At 71.1% G+C, this 17340-nt stretch carries 16 protein-coding genes; 12 read left to right on the top strand and 4 right to left on the bottom strand.

The annotated features are described in order from the left end of the window. The first annotated feature begins 207 nt into the window (after positions 1–207). From smc to QQZ13_RS01765, 4 genes are all read left to right on the top strand, one after another. Positions 208–3708 (top strand): chromosome segregation protein SMC, encoded by a 3501-nt coding sequence (smc, locus tag QQZ13_RS01780; RefSeq protein ID WP_284527410.1) that lies wholly within the window; start codon positions 208–210, stop codon positions 3706–3708. A gap of 89 nt (positions 3709–3797) precedes the next feature. Then, positions 3798–4670: a signal recognition particle-docking protein FtsY gene (gene ftsY / locus QQZ13_RS01775; RefSeq protein WP_284527409.1), complete on the top strand. Its 873-nt coding sequence runs from the start codon at positions 3798–3800 to the stop codon at positions 4668–4670. Positions 4671–4729: 59 nt separating this feature from the next. Continuing rightward, the gene (locus tag QQZ13_RS01770; RefSeq protein ID WP_284527408.1) at positions 4730–5230 is read left to right on the top strand and encodes a DUF2004 domain-containing protein; all 501 of its coding nucleotides are present in this window, start codon (positions 4730–4732) and stop codon (positions 5228–5230) included. Positions 5231–5236: 6 nt separating this feature from the next. Beyond that, entirely contained in the window at positions 5237–5623 is a 387-nt protein-coding gene (locus QQZ13_RS01765) for an MmcQ/YjbR family DNA-binding protein (RefSeq protein WP_284527407.1), read from the top strand. Here QQZ13_RS01765 and lipA read toward each other — a convergent pair. Together lipA and lipB are read right to left on the bottom strand one after the other, a co-directional pair. Further along, positions 5620–6639: a lipoyl synthase gene (lipA, locus tag QQZ13_RS01760; protein ID WP_284527406.1), complete on the bottom strand. Its 1020-nt coding sequence runs from the start codon at positions 6637–6639 to the stop codon at positions 5620–5622. The two genes, QQZ13_RS01765 and lipA, sit on opposite strands and share 4 nt — an antisense overlap. Continuing rightward, complete coding sequence (gene lipB / locus QQZ13_RS01755; RefSeq protein ID WP_284527405.1) at positions 6636–7439, bottom strand: lipoyl(octanoyl) transferase LipB; 804 nt, start codon at positions 7437–7439, stop codon at positions 6636–6638. The genes lipA and lipB overlap by 4 nt, the downstream gene beginning before the upstream one ends. Here lipB and QQZ13_RS01750 point away from each other — a divergent pair. The 4 genes from QQZ13_RS01750 to QQZ13_RS01735 all read left to right on the top strand — a co-directional run bounded on the left by QQZ13_RS01750 (position 7336) and on the right by QQZ13_RS01735 (position 12902). Beyond that, on the top strand, positions 7336–8286 hold the full coding sequence (locus QQZ13_RS01750) for a TetR family transcriptional regulator (RefSeq protein ID WP_284527404.1): 951 nt from the start codon (positions 7336–7338) through the stop codon (positions 8284–8286). The genes lipB and QQZ13_RS01750 overlap by 104 nt on opposite strands. Before the next feature lie 87 nt (positions 8287–8373). Beyond that, positions 8374–9924, top strand: a complete 1551-nt coding sequence (ffh, locus tag QQZ13_RS01745; protein ID WP_284527403.1) for a signal recognition particle protein — start codon at positions 8374–8376, stop codon at positions 9922–9924. A 99-nt stretch (positions 9925–10023) separates the two neighbouring features. Continuing rightward, a complete protein-coding gene (locus QQZ13_RS01740; RefSeq protein ID WP_284527402.1) occupies positions 10024–11199 on the top strand; it encodes a hypothetical protein in 1176 nt (391 codons plus the stop codon). Further along, positions 11199–12902 carry a glycosyltransferase gene (locus tag QQZ13_RS01735; protein WP_284527401.1) on the top strand — a complete coding sequence of 568 codons (1704 nt, stop codon included), beginning with the start codon at positions 11199–11201 and terminating at the stop codon, positions 12900–12902. Before QQZ13_RS01740 ends, QQZ13_RS01735 begins: the two co-directional genes overlap by 1 nt. Here the strand turns inward: QQZ13_RS01735 and QQZ13_RS01730 are convergent. Further along, positions 12896–14059 (bottom strand): glutamate--cysteine ligase, encoded by a 1164-nt coding sequence (locus QQZ13_RS01730; protein ID WP_284527400.1) that lies wholly within the window; start codon positions 14057–14059, stop codon positions 12896–12898. The genes QQZ13_RS01735 and QQZ13_RS01730 overlap by 7 nt on opposite strands. A 183-nt stretch (positions 14060–14242) precedes the next feature. Between QQZ13_RS01730 and rpsP the strand changes: the two genes are divergently transcribed. Genes rpsP through trmD form a run of 4 tightly spaced genes read left to right on the top strand, consistent with a single transcriptional unit; the run spans position 14243 to position 16225 of the window. Beyond that, positions 14243–14674: a 30S ribosomal protein S16 gene (rpsP, locus tag QQZ13_RS01725; RefSeq protein WP_284527399.1), complete on the top strand. Its 432-nt coding sequence runs from the start codon at positions 14243–14245 to the stop codon at positions 14672–14674. Positions 14675–14678: 4 nt separating this feature from the next. Beyond that, entirely contained in the window at positions 14679–14909 is a 231-nt protein-coding gene (locus QQZ13_RS01720; RefSeq protein WP_284527398.1) for an RNA-binding protein, read from the top strand. Between the two features lies 1 nt (position 14910). After that, a complete protein-coding gene (rimM, locus tag QQZ13_RS01715) occupies positions 14911–15528 on the top strand; it encodes a ribosome maturation factor RimM (protein ID WP_284527397.1) in 618 nt (205 codons plus the stop codon). 1 nt (position 15529) lies between these two features. Beyond that, positions 15530–16225, top strand: a complete 696-nt coding sequence (gene trmD, locus QQZ13_RS01710; RefSeq protein WP_284527396.1) for a tRNA (guanosine(37)-N1)-methyltransferase TrmD — start codon at positions 15530–15532, stop codon at positions 16223–16225. 18 nt (positions 16226–16243) lie between these two features. Here the strand turns inward: trmD and QQZ13_RS01705 are convergent, their stop codons facing one another. After that, entirely contained in the window at positions 16244–17335 is a 1092-nt protein-coding gene (locus QQZ13_RS01705) for an alpha/beta hydrolase (RefSeq protein WP_284527395.1), read from the bottom strand. Positions 17336–17340 lie beyond the last annotated feature (5 nt).

Below are 17340 nucleotides of genomic sequence, written 5' to 3'. Positions count from 1 at the left end.
TCTGGAAGGCGCCGAAGGAGATGGTCCCGGCGCACGCGAGACGCGGAGTCATTCCTCCGGTGGTGTTCATGTGCATCATTTCGGGACCTCCTTTCTCAACTTCTGACGCGGAGAGTGACGATAGCGCGTGGCTGGCGCCGCCGTCAAGCGCGGTGCCGGTAGCGTGGTCGCGACAGCTGCGCGACACCTGACGGAGGACGACCGCCCATGCACCTGAAGAGCGTGACGCTCAAAGGCTTCAAGTCGTTCGCGCAGCCGACCACTTTCGCCCTCGAGCCCGGCGTCACGTGCATCGTCGGACCCAACGGGTCGGGCAAGTCGAACGTCGTCGACGCCCTGGCCTGGGTGATGGGGGAGCAGGGGGTGAAGACCCTCCGTGGCGGGAAGATGGAGGACGTCATCTTCGCCGGCACGGCAACGCGCGGACCGCTCGGTCGCGCCGAGGTGCAGCTGACGATCGACAACAGCGACGGTGCGCTCCCGATCGCCTACAGCGAGGTCACGATCAGCCGCACCCTCTTCCGCAACGGCAGCAGCGAGTACGCGATCAACGGGGAGACCTGCCGGCTGCTCGACGTGCAGGAGCTGCTCAGCGACTCCGGCCTCGGTCGGGAGATGCACGTGATCGTCGGTCAGGGCCGGCTCGACAGCGTGCTCCAGGCCAGTCCTGAGGACCGCCGCGGCTTCATCGAGGAAGCCGCGGGGATCCTGAAGCATCGACGCCGCAAGGAGAAGACCCTCCGCAAGCTCGACGCGATGGAAGCCAACCTGATGCGGCTGAGCGACCTCGCCGGCGAGCTGCGTCGTCAGCTCAAGCCGCTGGGCAAGCAGGCCGAGATCGCGCGAGAGGCGGCCACGATCGCGGCGGTCGTGCGCGATGCGAAGGCGCGTCTGTATGCCGATGAGCTCGTGTCCCTGCGCACGCAGCTCGCCGACCACGCGCGCACCGAGCACGAGCGGCATGCGGAGCGCATCGTGCTGCAGGATCAGGCCGAGCAGCTCAAGCTGCGCATCGACACGCTGGAGGCACAGCAGCGCTCCGAGGGGGTCGATCGCGCACGTGCGGCCGCGTTCGGGCTCGAGCAGGTCCAGGAGCGGCTGCGCGGCCTGTACTCGCTGGCGGGTCAGCGGCTCGCGCTGCTCGAAGACGACGGACAGCTCGCGCTCGACGTCGCGACGGTGAGCCAGGCGAGCATCGACGAGGCGCGGGTGGACGTCGACGAGATCGCATCGGGGCTCGGCGCGGCTCAGGACGCGGCCGCTGCAGCGTCGCGTGACGTCATCCGGGCCCGCGCCGAGCTCGACGCGCTCGATGCGGACATCGCGGCGCAGAGCGCCCTCGTCTCCGAGCACGACATGCGACTCACCGCGCTGCGCGGTTCGGCGGAGGCCGCCGCGTCGCGCCTCGAGGCGGTGCGCGGCGCCGTCGAGCGTCAGCAGCGCGCACTCGACGCGGCGCTGCAGCGACGGGTGGACGCCGAGGAGGCTCTCGCCGGGGTGGAGCCCGAGCTCGTGCCGGAGGGGTCGTCGGCCGAGTTCGCCGCCGCCTACGAGCGCGCGCAGCGCGACGCGGGCGAGGCGGAGGCGCAGGTCACGGCGCTGCGCGAGCGTCTGCACGCCGCGGAGCGCGAGGTGGAGTCGCTCACGGCTCAGGCTGCGGCGCTCGGGCGGGCGCTCGATGTGCGCAACGCCGCCGCGGCGCTGATCGAGCGCGGCGGGGACGGTATCCGAGGTCTCGTCGGCGATGCCGTCAAGGTGACCGCGGGCTACGAGGCGGCGATCGCCGCGGCGCTCGGCTCACTCGCCGAGGGGGTGCTCGTCGTCGATCTGGCGTCCGCACTCGAGGTCGCGCGCACCGCGCAGGACGCAGATCTCGGCACCGTGGACATCGCCCTCGCGGACGGCGGGCCCGTTCCTGCACCGCGGGTGCTCGCCGGCGCCACCCCCGCGCTCGAGGTCGTGACGGCTCCGGACGGTGTGCGCGGCGTGCTCGCGTCGGTGCACATCGTCGACGACCTGGCCGCGGCGCACGCGCTGACGGCCGAGCTCCCGGCCGACGAGTCGCCCGTCACCCTCGTCACCCGCGCCGGAGAGATCGTCACCGCGTACACCGTGCGCGCCGGCTCCGGCTCGGGACGCTCCCGCCTGGAGCTCGCGGCGGAGCGCGATGCCGCGACCGACCGGCTGAGCGAGATCGTGGTCGTCGCCGACTCCCTCCGCGAGGCACTCGCGGACGCCCAGGCAGGCTGGGACGACGCGCGACGGCGCACGCGGGAGTCGCTGCAGACGCTGCGCGAGCACGACGCCGCGCTGGCCGCGCACAGCGAGCAGGTGAACCGGGCGACGGTGCGCCACGAGGCCGCGATCGCCGAATGCGAGCGACTGGAGGCCGGGGTGCGGCAGGCCCAGTCCGCCGTCGCCGACGCCGAGGCGGCTGCGCGGACGGCCGAGGAGGCACTCGCGCGGGCCCAGGACGCACCCCGCCCCATCCTCGACGCCTCCGCCCGCGACGGTCTGCTCGCCGAGCTGGAGCAGGCGCGCGACGGCGAGATGCGTGCGCGACTCGACGTCGAGACCCTGAAGGAGCGGGTGCGCGCCGGGGAGGCCCGGGTCGTGCAGCTGGAGCGCCAGCGGGAGCGCGAGCGGTCCGCCGCGGAGGAGGCGGCCCGGCGGGCGGTCCTCCGCCGGGCGCAGCGGGAGATCGCCGCCGAGGTCGCCGGGCAGCTGCCGCCACTGCTCGACTCCGTGGATCGGTCGGTGTCCCAGGCCCGTGTCGAGCTGCAGCTGGCCGAGCAGGCGCGCAGCGCCGTCACCGCCGAACTGGTCGACCTGCGCGCCCAGGACGCGTCGGTCAGAGAACGCCTGAGCGGCCTCACGGAGAGCGTCCACGGGCTCGAGCTGCAGATGCACGAGAAGCGCCTCCACGTCACCTCCCTGCTCGAGAGGGTGGGCAGCGAGCTCAGTCTCAGCGAGGACATTCTCATTTCGGAATATGGTCCGGATCAGCTCATCCCCACCGAGGGCGAGGAGGACGGCGAGGCCTACGACCGCGCCGCGCAGCGGCGTCGACTGCAGGACGCCGAGCGCAAGCTGGCTCAGCTCGGGCGGGTGAATCCGCTGGCTCTGGAGGAGTTCGCCGCGCTCGAGCAGCGCCACGCCTTCCTCACCGAGCAGCTGGCCGACCTCACCCAGACCCGGGCCGATCTGCTCACGATCATCGAAGAGCTCGACGAGCGGATGCAGACGATCTTCCTCGCGGCGTTCGAGGACACGAAGGTCGCGTTCGGCGAGGTGTTCCCGATCCTGTTCCCCGGAGGCTCGGGAAGCATCTCGCTCACCGACCCGGACAATCCGCTCACCACCGGCATCGAGGTGTCCGTGCGACCGGTGGGCAAGAAGATCGAGCGGCTGTCGCTCCTGTCCGGTGGCGAGCGATCGCTGGCCGCCGTGGCGCTCCTGACGGCGATCTTCAAGGCGCGGCCGAGTCCCTTCTACATCCTCGACGAGGTCGAGGCCGCCCTCGACGATGCGAATCTGGGTCGGCTTCTCGGCGTCTTCGAGCAGCTGCGCGCCTCCAGTCAGCTGATCGTCATCACCCACCAGAAGCGGACGATGGAGATCGCCGACGCCCTGTACGGCGTCTCGATGCGGCAGGACGGCGTCTCGGCGGTCGTGGGGCAGCGCGTCCGGGAGCACGTGCCGTCCTGACCGCCGCTGCGGTGCCTCGGTGCGCGTCGATCGGCGAGGCAGGCGGCGAGGTGCGCGCCCGGGTGCGGGCGAACTCCTAGGCTGGACGCATGGCGGAGAACTCCTGGTCGCTCGGTCGCGCGCTGCGCGGCATGTTCGTCAAGCCCACGATCGACGACATCACCTGGGAGGACCTGGAGACCGCCCTCCTGACGGCGGACTTCGGCCCCGACATCACCGAGCGGCTCCTGGACGAGCTCCATGAGAAGGTGGACCGGTTCCGGACCACGGACCCGCGCGATCTGCAGCGCATGCTGAAGGAGACCCTCGAGGAGCACTTCGCGGCATTCGACTCGACCCTGCGGCTGACGGAGCGTCCCGCGGTGGTGCTGGTGGTCGGCGTGAACGGGGTGGGCAAGACGACCACCATCGGAAAGCTCGCCGCCTACCTCCGCCGGTTCGAGCGGTCGGTCGTCGTGGGCGCCGCGGACACCTTCCGTGCCGCTGCCGTCGACCAGCTCGCGACCTGGGCCGAACGCGGTGGGGCGACGATCGTCCGGCCGCAGCACGAGGGGCAGGACCCGGCATCGGTCGCGTACCAGACCATCGACCACGCGGTGCAGACCGGCACCGAGATCGTGCTCGTCGACACCGCCGGCCGCCTGCACACCAAGGGCGGCCTCATGGACGAGCTGAGCAAGATCCGGCGGGTGGTGGAGAAGCTCGCCCCGATCAGCGAGGTCCTGCTCGTGCTGGACGCCACCACGGGGCAGAACGGCGTCATGCAGGCGCAGGCGTTCCTCGAGCACGCGGGCGTCACGGGACTCGTGCTGACCAAGCTCGACGGCTCGGCCAAGGGCGGTTTCGTCCTCGCGGTCCAGGAGCGCACCGGCATCCCGGTGAAGCTGCTCGGGCAGGGCGAGGGGATCGGCGACCTCACCGGCTTCACCCCGCACGTCTTCGTGTCGGCGCTGGTCGATTGAGCGCCGCGACATGCGTCACCGGGCTCGCATGATGGCCGCGAGGGTGGTTGCATAGGGCCATGGCGATCGAGCACGACTACTTCGGCCTGCTGGAGTCGGGGCCGGACGGATCGATCTTCTGGAGCGAGGCGATCGACTTCGGCGACCAGAGGGTCACCGTCGATCTGACCGCGCCCGATCAGGACGACGTCTCGCCTGCGGCGTTGGATGTCGCGGCGGCCATGATCTCCTCCCTCGAGGCGATCGATCTGCAGGCGCGCAACGCCATGGTCTCCGAGCTCGACGATCGCACCAGCGAGGTCACCGAGTACATCCTGCAGCAGCAGGAGCAGATGGGCGAGGAGATCGAGGACTTCCTCGTGGACATCTCCGGCGACGTCCACATCGACGTGATCCGCTCCCTGCAGCTGGTGAGCATGACGATCCTCGCCGACGAGCACGGCGGCGCCGACCCGTTCGCCGTGCTCGAGTACGCGCTCGATCGGGACGCCACCGACGAGGTGCTCCTGGTGAACCTCACCAGCGACGGCGCCGTGCAGTCTGTCACCAGCGCCGACTGAACGCGGATGCCCGAGGTCGACGACGTCCGGCGGGTGGTCCTGGGGCTGCCGGGCGCCGAGGAGAGGCAGACCACCGGCGGTGCGGCCTGGTTCGTGCGGGGCAGACTGTTCGCCTGGGAGTGCCACCCGTGGCCGAGCATCCCCGAGCCGGTGCGCGCGGTGATCCTCGCCGAGGCTGTCGTCGGAGCCAAGGTCGGCGATCCCGACGACGCCCGGGCGCTGCGGGAGATGGATCCGGCCGTCTTCCTGCCGCAGACGACGCGGTGGGGCGAGCCCAAGATCGCGTTCCGGCTGGGTGCGATCGACCCGGGACACCTGACCGAGCTTCTCGTCGAGGCCTGGCGCACGCAGGCGCCGAAGTACCTCGTCCGCGGATGGGAATCCGCCGGCTAGACCGCCTGCGCGAACCCGCCGTCGGCCGTCAGGTGCGCCAGGTGGGCGGGGATCTCACGGCCGTGAGACGCCATCGACTGCGCCCAGAGCCGTCCGGCGCGGTAGGAGGAGCGCACGAGCGGACCGGCGAGCACGCCGAGGAATCCGATGCGCTCGGCCTCCTCCTTGAACGCCACGAACTCCTCGGGCTTCACCCACCGCGCCACCGGGAGGTGGCGGGGGGTGGGGCGCAGGTACTGCGTGATCGTGATGATGTCGGTGCCCGCGTCACGCAGGTCCTGCAGCGCCTGCACGACCTCTTCCGGCTCCTCGCCCATGCCGAGGATGAGGTTGGACTTGGTGATGAGTCCGGCGGCGCGCGCCTGGGTCAGCACGTCGAGCGAGCGCTCGTAGCGGAAGGCGGGACGGATGCGCTTGAAGATGCGGGGCACCGTCTCCACGTTGTGGGCGAAGACCTCCGGCCGGGCGTCGAAGACCTCGGACAGCAGCGCCGGGTCGCCGTTGAAGTCGGTGGCGAGCAGCTCGACGCCGGTGCCGGGGTTGCGCGCGTGGATCTGACGGACGGTCTCCGCGTTCAGCCAGGCGCCGCCGTCGGGGAGGTCGTCGCGCGCCACGCACGTGACGGTGGCGTACCGCAGCCGCATCCGCTCGACGCTCTCGGCGACGCGCCGGGGCTCGTCGATGTCGTAGTCGGCGGGCTTGCCGGTGTCGATCTGGCAGAAGTCGCAGCGCCGGGTGCACTGCGAGCCGCCGATGAGGAACGTCGCCTCGCGATCCTCCCAGCACTCGTAGATGTTCGGGCAGCCGGCCTCCTGGCACACGGTGTGCAGCTGCTCGTCCTTCACGAGGGCGTGGAGGGCCTGGTACTCGGGGCCCATCCGGGCCTTGGTCTTGATCCAGTCGGGCTTGCGCTCGATCGGCGTCTGCGCGTTGCGCACCTCGAGCCGGAGGAGTCTGCGCCCCTCGGGCGCTGCCTGCCCGGCGTTCTGCCCGCCCGGGGCGGTGCCGCAGCTCACGCGGCGACCGCCGAATCGAAGGCGGCCTGGAAGGCCGAGGCGACCGTGTCGACGACATCGGCGGGGGAGATGTCGGTGCCGGCGATCTCGCTGAGGGTCGTGACCCCGGCGTCGGAGATCCCGCAGGGCACGATCTGGGAGAACGGGAGCAGACTGTTGTCGCAGTTGAGTGCGAAGCCGTGCATGGTCACGCCGCGCTGCACCCGCACGCCGATGGCCGCGATCTTGTCCTCCGACAGGGGACGGCGCACCCAGACGCCGCTGCGCCCTTCCACCCGGTAGCCCTCGACGTCGAAGGCGGCGAGGACCTCGATCAGCACCGCCTCCAGCCGGCGCACGTGTGCGACGACGTCGACGGGCTCGGCGAGGCGCACGAGCGGGTACCCGACCAGCTGGCCGGGCCCGTGCCAGGTGATCTTCCCGCCGCGGTCGACATCGATCACGGGCGTGCCGTCGGTCGGGCGCTCGTGACGCGCGGTCCGGGCGCCGGCGGTGAACACCGGCTCATGCTCCAGCAGCAGGAGCGTGTCGGGTCGTGCTCCGGCGACGATCTCGCCGTGCAGGCGGCGCTGGAGCTCCCAGCCGTCGCCGTAGGGAACGTACGTCGGTGCGAGGCCGATCGTCTGGATGTCGAGCACGCCGTCTCCTTCGCGATTACTGGACTGCGTCCAACAATAGCCTGGATATGGTGGGGAGATGAGCACCGGTCGTCCCAAGTCGTCGTCCCGCGAGGTCCTCGCCGAGGCGGCGTGCGAGCTGTTCCTCGAAAAGGGATACGAGGGCACCACGGTGGGCGACATCGCGCTGCGCGCCGGCGTGAGTCGATCGAGCTTCTTCAACTACTTCTCCTCGAAGTCCGACGTGCTCTGGGCGGGGCTCGATGCGCGCATCGACGCGGCCGAGATCTCGCTGGCCGACGGTGCAGACGTGCGCGAGACGCTTCTCGGGATCGCGAGCGGCTTCGCGCCCGACGCGCTGGCGCTCGCTCTGGTGAATGCGCCCGCGATGGGGATCGAGTCCGAACTGGTTCGGGAATCCGCCGGCCGCCGCGGTCGCATCGCCGATGCGGTGTCGCGCCGGCTGCGACTCGGGGGAGCCGGGGCGGTCGTCGCCGAGGTGGCCGGTGCCGCCCACGGCGGCGCGGTGCTCGCGGCCATCGGCGAATGGGCCCGCCGCGGTGCGGGCAGCACGTCCCTCCCCGACGTGCTGCGCGGCGCACTCGATGCGGCCGCAGCCACCCTGCCGCGCGCCGTGCGCCAGTTGCGCGTCGTCGCCCGCGCCGACCACTTCGAGGGGGCGGTGCGGTTCTACCGGGACGTGCTCGGGATGACCGAGCTCGACGCGTTCCAGGGCGACGGGGGAGCCCGGGTCGTGATCCTCGACGCGGGGCGCGCCACCCTCGAGCTGGCGAACGCGGCCCAGATCGACCTCATCGACGCGGTCGAGACCGACGGCGACGCGCCGAGCGATCCGATCCGCGTGGGTCTGGAGGTCGCCGACACGATCGAGTCCACCGCGTCGGTCCTCGAGGCGGGCGCGCTGCTGGAGGCCGGCCCGCGTGAGACGCCGTGGCGGTCGCGCAACGCGCGGGTCCGCGGGGCCGCGGGTCTGCAGCTCACGCTGTTCCAGGAACTCGACGCGCCCTGACCGCCGCGCGACGCCCGACGGGCGGACCGGCCGCCCCGGTGCGGTCGGCCGCTCCGCTCCGCGCCGCTCCCGTAGAATCGGGGCATCATGGCGACTTTCGGCACACTCTCCGACCGGCTCACAGAGACCTTCCGCAATCTGCGGACCAAGGGCAAGCTCACGCCCGCCGACGTCGACGGCACCGTCCGCGAGATCCGTCGCGCGCTCCTTGACGCCGACGTCGCGCTCGGCGTCGTCAAGGACTTCACCGCGAAGGTGCGCGAGCGCGCGCTCGGCGACGAGGTCAGCCGCGCGCTGAACCCCGCCCAGCAGGTGGTCCAGATCGTCAACGAGGAGCTCGTCGCGATCCTCGGCGGACAGCAGCGCCGGCTGCAGTTCGCCAAGAACCCGCCGACCGTCATCATGCTCGCGGGCCTGCAGGGCTCGGGCAAGACGACCTTCGCCGGGAAGCTGGCGCGCCTTCTCGAGAAGGACGGCCACACGCCTCTCCTCGTGGCGGCCGACCTGCAGCGGCCCAACGCCGTCAATCAGCTCCAGGTCGTGGCCCAGCGCGCCGGAGCGGCCGTCTTCGCCCCCGAGCCCGGCAACGGCGTCGGGGATCCGGTACGCGTCGCGCGCGACGGTGTCGAGCACGCGCGCCGCCAGCAGCACGACGTCGTCATCATCGACACCGCCGGCCGCCTCGGCGTCGACGCGGAGCTCATGAAGCAGGCCGCCGACATCCGCCGGGCCGTCGACCCGGACGAGGTCCTGTTCGTCATCGACGCGATGATCGGTCAGGACGCCGTCAACACCGCCAAGGCGTTCCAGGACGGCGTCGACTTCACGGGCGTGGTGCTCTCCAAGCTCGACGGCGACGCCCGCGGCGGCGCGGCCCTGTCGGTCGCCTCCGTCACGGGTCGCCCGATCATCTACGCGTCGACCGGCGAGGGCCTGGAAGACCTGGAGGCCTTCCACCCCGACCGCATGGCGAGCCGCATCCTCGACCTCGGCGACATCCTGACCCTCATCGAGCAGGCCCAGGCCGCGTTCGACGAGGAGGAGGCCAAGAAGGTCGCCGAGAAGCTCGCGACCGAGCAGTTCACGCTCGAGGACTTCCTCGACCAGATGCAGCAGCTCAAGAAGATGGGCTCCATGAAGAAGATGCTCGGGATGCTCCCGGGCGCCGGGAACATGAAGCAGCAGCTGGAGAACTTCGACGAGCGCGAGATCGACCGCACCGAGGCGATCATCCGCTCGATGACGCCCATGGAGCGCCGCAACCCGAAGCTGCTCAACGGCTCGCGGCGCCTGCGCATCGCGCGCGGTTCGGGGATGACCGTCACCGACGTCAATCAGCTCGTCCAGCGGTTCGACCAGGCCGCGAAGATGATGAAGACCGTCGCGCGCGGCGGGGTGCCCCAGATCCCCGGGATGGGCCCGATGGGCGGCAAGCCCGGAGCGTCCAGCAAGCGGGGCGCGAAGCAGAAGAAGGGCGGCGGCTCCCGCTCGGGCAACCCGGCGAAGCGGGCCGCCGAGAACGCGGGCCTCGCCGCCACGGCCTCCGCCCCGAGCGGATCCGGCTTCGGTCTCGGCGGCGCGCCGCAGCCGTCCGAAGCCGACCTCGCCGAGATCCAGAAGCTCTTCGGCAAGGGCTGAGACACACGCGACCCGGCGCCCGCGTCGCCGCGCCGTCCGCCGCTAGGCTGACACCCGTGGGTCGACTGGGGACGTCTGGGGAGATGCGGCAGAGGAAGTGTGACTAGCAGGGTCTCGACGAGCAGGGTCTTCGAGCGCGACACGCCGCTCTTCCGTGAGAGCGTCAGCGGACGGCTCGACAAGTTCCCGCGCAACGCCTGGGCGCGATGGGGCCTGCGTCTTCTGATCGCGGCGTTCTATGCCGCGGTCGCCGTCTGGTTCCATGTGGCCACCGCGGGCGACTGGCAGGGGACGGCCAACGCCGCCCTGGCCGAGCGCGTGGGACGGCTGCTCAGCGGGGCGGACGGCAGCGACGGCGTCGCCGTGATCGGCGCCCTGTACCCGCCGCTCACGAGCCTCATCGCCATGCTCGTTCCCGGAGGGCCTCTCGGCCTGGCGATCGCCGGAAGTCTCGCGGCGGGGCTGATGCTGCAGCTGGTCGTGCAGTCGATGCGCCGGCGGCAGTTCCCCGTGTTCGTCCGGCTCGTCTTCATCCTGACCCTCGGCGCCACGCCCGTGTTCGCGTACATCGCCACGACGAACTTCGAGGCGATCGTCGGCCTGATGTTCTTCGGCCTGGGGATGATCGACCTCGTCCGCTTCGTGACCTGGGCGAACACGCAGGCAGGGTTCCGCGCGGGCATCCTCTTCGCCTGCGCGGCGTTCTCCGACTCCACCGTCACCTTCTCCGCCCTCGTGGCGGCCGTCGCCGGCACGCTCATCATCCAGTCGCGGCCCGGCGCGCGGTTCGCGAACGCGTACGTGGTGGCGTTCCCGACGATCACCCTGTTCGTCTCGCTGGCGCTGCTCGGCATCGCGTTCGGTGCCGGCCCGCTCGCGATGATGCGCGGCGACCTGAGCTGGAGTCCGGATCGGTTCGAGGCGATGCTGGCCTTCTTCGCCACCCCGGCCGGCGTCGTCTACTTCGCCCCGGTGCTGCTGCTCGTGGTGACGAGCTTCGCGCTCCGGTTCCCGGGCACGGCGCTGATCGCGGTGCTGCTGACCGCCAGCACGCTGCTCGCCTTCATCCTGGGGCTCACGCCGCCCGGCACCGCGGGCATCAACTACACGCTGATGCTGCTCCTGGCGATCGCCATCGTCCCCACCCTGACCACACTGGCCCATACCCTGCTCACGTCCGCCGTGTCGGTCGTGCTGTGGGTGATCGGATGGCTGACGACACTGCAATGGGCGACCCTCGCCGACTGGGTGCGGGCGCTGGGAGGATTGTCATGATGTCCGACGGCACGCTGCTCTCGCCCGAGCTCCGCACGCGTTATGTGCAGGAGGGCTGGCTGCCGATCGGCCGCGAGGGCGACAGGGTCGTCATCGGAGCCTCGCACGAGCTCGGCCGCGCCGCGCGCACCGCGATCAGCGCGAGCGTGGGTGCGCCGATCTCGGTGCAGCCGCTGTCGCAGCGGGCGATCGTCGACCGGGTCGTCACCGAGTTCCGCGACGACTTCGCCGATCAGGCCGCCAACGGTCTCTACCTGACGGATCCCGGGCTGTCGGCGCGACGCGTGCTCTCGCGTTCGCAGCAGGTCGGCCTCGTCGTGCTCCTCGTGCTCGTGGTCGCGGCGCTCGTCCTGTGGCCGCTGCCGACGATCATCGTCGGGATCGCCGTCGCCAGCATCGTCTTCCTCGCGAGCACGCTGTTCAAGTTCTCGGTCGCGCTGCACGGGTCCCGCTACGACCTCGTGCAGCACGTGGACGCGGAGTCGATCGCCGCACTCGACGACGCCGATCTGCCGATCTACACCGTGCTGGTGCCGGTCTTCCGCGAGGCGCGCATCGTGGGGCGCCTCGTCGAGAACCTCGGACGGCTCGACTATCCGGCCGAGAAGCTCGAGGTGATCATCCTCGTGGAGGAGGAGGACGACGAGACCCGCGATGCGCTCGCGGTGTCCTCGCCCCCCGACAACTTCCTCGTGGTCACGGTGCCGAAGGGCTCGCCGCAGACGAAGCCCCGTGCGTGCAACGTGGGTCTGGAGGTGGCCCGCGGCGAGTTCCTCGTGATCTACGACGCCGAGGACGCGCCCGAGCCCGACCAGCTCAAGAAGACGGTCGTCGCCTTCTCGCGCGCCGACGCCTCCACCGTCGTGATGCAGGCCTCGCTCAACTACTTCAACGCGCGGGAGAACGTGCTGACCCGCATGTTCGCGCTCGAGTACAGCTACTGGTTCGACTACATGCTCGCGGGCCTGGACGTGCGCGACCTTCCGATTCCGCTCGGGGGGACCTCGAACCACTTCCGCACCTCCGCCCTCCGCGAGCTCGGTGGGTGGGATCCCTACAACGTGACGGAGGACGCCGACCTCGGCATCCGCGCGAGCGCTCTCGGCTACCGCGTGGGGGTGGTGGACTCCACCACGATGGAGGAGGCCACGAGCCGCATGGGGATCTTCATCGGTCAGCGCAGTCGCTGGATCAAGGGCTACATGCAGACCGCGCTCGTGCACGCACGGCGCCCGGGGCGGCTGATCGCGCAGGTCGGACTCCGCCGGTTCTTCTCGTTCGCGCTCCTCATCGCCGGCACGCCGCTGACGTTCCTCGGCGTGATCCCGTTCACCGCGCTGCTCATCGCCTCGTTCGCGGTGCCGTGGCTGGACATCTCCGACGCGTTCCCGCCGCTCGTCCTCTGGTTGTGCCTGCTGAACTTCCTCATCGGGAACGGGCTGATGGTGTACCTGAACATGATGGGCCCGTACAAGCGCGGCTCGTTCTGGCTGGTCGGCTGGGCTCTGCTGAACCCCGTCTACTGGCTCCTGCACTCCGCGGCGTCGTACAAGGCGCTGTGGCAGCTCATCACGAAGCCGCATTACTGGCAGAAGACAGAGCACGGCATGTCGACGTTCGAGCTGCACGACGCACCGGCCGAGGACCTCACGAGGGAGGCCGCCGAAGAGATCGGGGTGACGGAGCCCGCGCGGTCTCAGTGACCGAGTGCCGCGAGGTGGTCGCGCAGGGTGGGCCCCGCGCGGAACTCGCGGATGAGGTGCTGGACCACTTCCCGGAGGTCGCCGTCGGCGGCCTCGGCGACGAGGATCTGCCGTGCGTGGCTCGCCCCTTGCGTGAGGATCGTCTCGATGCCTGCGAGCTCGCGCGCGCAGTGGAGGTGGTCGGCGATGGGCGCCAGCTCGGCCACGGTCTCGCGCAGGTGGTCGACGACGGGACGCTGGGTGCCGTCGCGATCGACGATGATCTGCGCGGCGAGTCCGTAGCGCGCCGCGCGCCACTTGTTCTCGCGCACGAACCACGGCGGGATGGTCGGGAGCTCGCGGCCCTCGTCCAGCTCCCGGGAGAAGTGCTCGACGAGCACCTGGACGAGCGCGGCCACGGCGGCCAGCTCGGGGAGCGTCGACATGCCGTCGCACGCGCGCACCTCGATCGTGCCCCAGCGCGGCGCGGGACGGATGTCCCACCGCACCTCCGTGGCGTCGGCCATGACTCCCGTGCGGACCATGTCGTCGAGGTAGGACTCGAACTGCGCCCAGGAGGTGAGCGGCCAGGGCAGGCCGGCGGTGGGCAGCTGCTGGAAGACCAGTGCCCGGTTGGACGCGTAGCCCGTGCGCTCACCGGCCCAGAACGGGCTCGACGCCGAGAGCGCCTGGAGATGCGGGAGATAGACGGCCAGCGCGTTGATGATCGGGAACACCTTGTTCACGTCGTCGACGCCGACATGGATGTGGATGCCCCAGATCATCATGTTGCGCCCCCACCACTGCGTGCGCTCGATGAGGTTGTGGTACCGCGTCTTGTCGGTCACCTGCTGGTCGTACCACTGCGCGAACGGGTGGCTCCCGGCGCACAGCAGCTCGATCTCGCGGGGCGTCGTGAGGGTCCGGACGTGCGCGATCGCGTCGGCGATGTCGTCGACGGCGGCGGCGACGGTGTCGCCCACGCCGCTGGTGACCTCCACGGTGTTGGTGAGCAGCTCGCCGGTGACGGTGTACCGCTCCAGCTGCGTGCGCTCCTCGAGCTCGGGGAGGAGTTCCGGGGCGCGGGGGACCAGATCGCCGGTCTCCGGGTCGGCAAGCATGATCTCCCACTCCAGCCCCACGGAGGAGCGGGCGGATGTCGCGAACGGCACCGTCATGCGGACAGTCTGGCATGGGAGAGGCGGGTGGTTCGCAGCATGCGTCATGATCTGGCAAAATGGATCGCTGGACCTGTTGCTCGACCCTCTATCCGGCAGCGGTCCGCCCTCAGAGCTCCCGCCGGGTGTGCACCCCACTCTCCAGGCGACGTTCATTACTTCCCAACACCATTCAGGAGAATTGTGGCTGTCAAGATCCGTCTGAAGCGCCTCGGCAAGATCCGTGCGCCGTACTACCGCATCGTCGTGGCCGACTCGCGCACCAAGCGCGACGGTCGTGTCATCGAGGAGATCGGCAAGTACCACCCGACCGAGGAGCCCTCGTTCATCGAGGTCGACTCCGAGCGCGCGCAGTACTGGCTGTCCGTCGGCGCCCAGCCGACCGAGCAGGTCGCCGCGCTGCTCAAGCTCACCGGCGACTGGGGCAAGTTCAAGGGCGACAAGGACGCCGTCTCGACCGTGAAGACCGCCGAGGCCAAGTCCGAGTTCGTCGTGGACGACTCCAAGAAGTCGGTCATCAAGCCCAAGGTCGAGAAGAAGGCCGAGGAGCCCGCTCCCGCCGCCGAGACCGACGCCCCGGCCGACGCCGAGGCAGAGACCACCGAGGCCGAGTAAGACCGTGCTGGCCGCCGCGCTCGAACACGTCGTCAAGGGGATCGTGGATCACCCCGACGACGTCACCGTCCGTTCTTCGACGTCGCCGCGAGGCGACGTGCTCGAGGTGCGCGTGCACCCCGACGACCGCGGACGGGTGATCGGGCGCGGCGGACGCACCGCCAAGGCGCTGCGCACGCTCATCACCGCGCTGGCCGATGGCGCACGCGTGCGCGTCGACGTCGCGGACGACTGAGATGGCGGCCTCCGGAGCCGCGCGCACGCAGTTGCGCGTCGGCCGTCTCGTCAAGGCGCACGGGCTCAAGGGCGCCCTCAAGCTCGAGCTGTACACCGACGACCCCGACGGGCGCTTCGTGCCCGGCGCCGTCTTCACCCTCCAGGTTCCGGAGTCCTCGCCGTGGCACGGCAAGACCGTCACGGTGCGCGAATTCCGCTGGATGAACTCCCACCCGGTCGTCTTCCTCGACGGCGTCGAGGACCGCGATGCGGCCGAGTCGATCGTCCGGGCCATCCTCTGGATCGACGAGGACGAGACCGCGGGCGCCGAGGACGACGCCTGGTACGACCACCAGCTGGTCGGGCTCGAGGTCGTCCGGGACGGTGACGTCATCGGCCGCGTGGTGCGCGTCGACCACCTTCCTGCCCAGGACCTCCTGATCGTGAAGCTCAGTGGCGACCCCGACCGCGAGGTGCTGGTGCCGTTCGTCGCCGCGATCGTCCCCGAGGTCGACGTCGCGGCCGGGCGCGTGGTGGTCACCCCGCCCGCCGGGCTCTTCGAGGAGCTGCCGGGCGACGACGCCGACGAGCCGCGTCCCGCGGAGGGTCCCGCCGAGGACGCGGCGACCGAGGACTGACGTGCGCATCGACGTCGTCTCGATCTTCCCCTCCTTCTTCGACGTCCTCGAGGTGTCGCTGCTCGGCAAGGCCCGTGCGTCGGGTCTGATCGACGTGCGTGTGCACGACCTCAGGGACTTCACCCACGACCGCCACCGCACGGTCGACGACACGCCGTACGGCGGCGGCGCCGGCATGGTGATGAAGCCGGAGCCGTGGGGTGAGGCGATCGACGAGATCGTCGCCTCCGCCGGGCCGGATGCACGACCGACGTTCGTCTTCCCGTCGCCGGCGGGCGAGCGGTTCACCCAGGCCACGGCTCGTGAGTTCGCCGAGCTGCCGCACCTCGTCTTCGGCTGCGGCCGCTACGAAGGAATCGACGAGCGCGTCTTCGCCTATGCGGCGACCCGCGGGGACGTGCGACTGGTGAGCCTCGGGGACTACGTGCTCAACGGCGGCGAGGTGGCGGCGATGGCGATCATCGAGGCCGTCGGCCGCCTGATCCCGGGCGTCGTCGGCAATCCCGAGAGCCTCGTCGAGGAGTCCCACGAGGACGGCCTGCTGGAGTATCCGTCGTACACGAAGCCGGCCGCCTGGCGCGGCTACGAGGTCCCCGACGTGCTGCTCAGCGGTCACCACGGGCGCGTCGTCGACTGGCGTCGGGCGCAGCAGCTCGAGCGCACGCGCGAGCGCCGGCCCGACCTCCTGCCGGAGTGACGCGCGAGCGCGCCGAGCTCAGTCCGCGTGCAGGCCGCGCAGCGCTCCGATGACCTGCTCGTGCCACGCGCGCGACGCGGGCAGTGCGCCGGTGTAGATCGGCGTGTCGTGCGTGACGCCGAGATACCGCACCACCGTGGCATCCACGCCGCTCCGACGCAGCGCCGCGCCGTAGGCGGCTCCGTCGCCACGCAGCGTGTCGTACTCGGCGGTGAGGATCAGAGCGGGTGGAAGGCCGGTGTGGTCCGCCGCGCGCAGGGGTGAGGCGTAGGGGTGGCGGGCCTGTGCCGGAGAGGCGAGGTAGGTGCGGGCGATCGAGCGGAGCTCGCGCAGCACGATCAGCGCCGGCACGCCCATGCGCCAGGTGGGGCGCACGTCGATGTGCCTGCCGGTGAGGTCGGTCACCGGGACCTCCAGCACCTGCAGGCGCAGGCGGTGGCGGCGGCGGTCCCGGTTCATGAGGGTGACGGCGGCGGCGATCGCTCCGCCGGCGGAGGTGCCCGTCACGGCCAGCCGGGCCGGGTCGACGCCGAGCGCAGCACTCTCGCGGACGAGCCACTCGAGGGCGGCATGGCCCTGCTCCACCTGCGTCGGGAACCGGTGCTCGGGCGCCAGGTCGTAGGCGACGGCGACCACGACGACGTCGGCCTCCGCGGCGCGACGGCGGCAGGCGGCATCCGTGGTCGGGTAGTCGATGCCGCCGATGCGGAAGGCGCCGCCGAAGAAGTGGAGCGCTGCGGGGCGGACCCGGTCGTCGGCGGTGGGCCGGTAGACCCGCACCGTGACGTCCGGGAACCCCGCGACCGGGACGACGTGGTCGGACGTGATCGTCGGCGGGCCGGGTGTTCCCGCGCCGGCCAGCTCGTCGCGGTCCCAGGCGAGGGCGGCACGGCGGTGGCGGGCGCGAGCGCGGGCGGACCGCTCCGCGCGCGTCGGCGCCGCCGCCCCGGCAGCAGGGGCCGGGGTGGCGCTCGGCGCCCCCGTCACCGAGGCGGTCGCCCGCGAGAGCAGAGTCCACGGGCCCGCGGTGCGCAGCCGCTGCAGGGCCTGACGCAGCAGGTAGCGACGATGTCTGCGGAGCCGGTCGGCGAAGTAGGGGTCGAGCCTCATGATGG

This window comes from Microbacterium sp. T2.11-28 (assembly GCF_950097975.1).
In the GTDB taxonomy this organism is placed as follows: Bacteria; Actinomycetota; Actinomycetes; order Actinomycetales; family Microbacteriaceae; genus Microbacterium.
Note: the sequence above shows the minus strand (reverse complement) of the source record. Positions and strands in the feature narration are given on the sequence as shown.

Coding starts and splice junctions, on each gene's coding strand:
- ffh (WP_284527403.1), top strand. CDS start 8,374: ATGGCGACTTTCGGCACACTCTCCGACCGGCTCACAGAGACCTTCCGC.
- QQZ13_RS01765 (WP_284527407.1), top strand. CDS start 5,237: ATGCCCGAGGTCGACGACGTCCGGCGGGTGGTCCTGGGGCTGCCGGGC.
- QQZ13_RS01730 (WP_284527400.1), bottom strand. CDS start 14,059: ATGACGGTGCCGTTCGCGACATCCGCCCGCTCCTCCGTGGGGCTGGAG.
- QQZ13_RS01750 (WP_284527404.1), top strand. CDS start 7,336: ATGAGCACCGGTCGTCCCAAGTCGTCGTCCCGCGAGGTCCTCGCCGAG.
- rimM (WP_284527397.1), top strand. CDS start 14,911: ATGGCGGCCTCCGGAGCCGCGCGCACGCAGTTGCGCGTCGGCCGTCTC.
- ftsY (WP_284527409.1), top strand. CDS start 3,798: ATGGCGGAGAACTCCTGGTCGCTCGGTCGCGCGCTGCGCGGCATGTTC.
- QQZ13_RS01705 (WP_284527395.1), bottom strand. CDS start 17,335: ATGAGGCTCGACCCCTACTTCGCCGACCGGCTCCGCAGACATCGTCGC.
- smc (WP_284527410.1), top strand. CDS start 208: ATGCACCTGAAGAGCGTGACGCTCAAAGGCTTCAAGTCGTTCGCGCAG.
- QQZ13_RS01770 (WP_284527408.1), top strand. CDS start 4,730: ATGGCGATCGAGCACGACTACTTCGGCCTGCTGGAGTCGGGGCCGGAC.
- lipB (WP_284527405.1), bottom strand. CDS start 7,439: ATGTCGCCCACCGTGGTGCCCTCGTATCCCTTTTCGAGGAACAGCTCG.
- QQZ13_RS01735 (WP_284527401.1), top strand. CDS start 11,199: ATGTCCGACGGCACGCTGCTCTCGCCCGAGCTCCGCACGCGTTATGTG.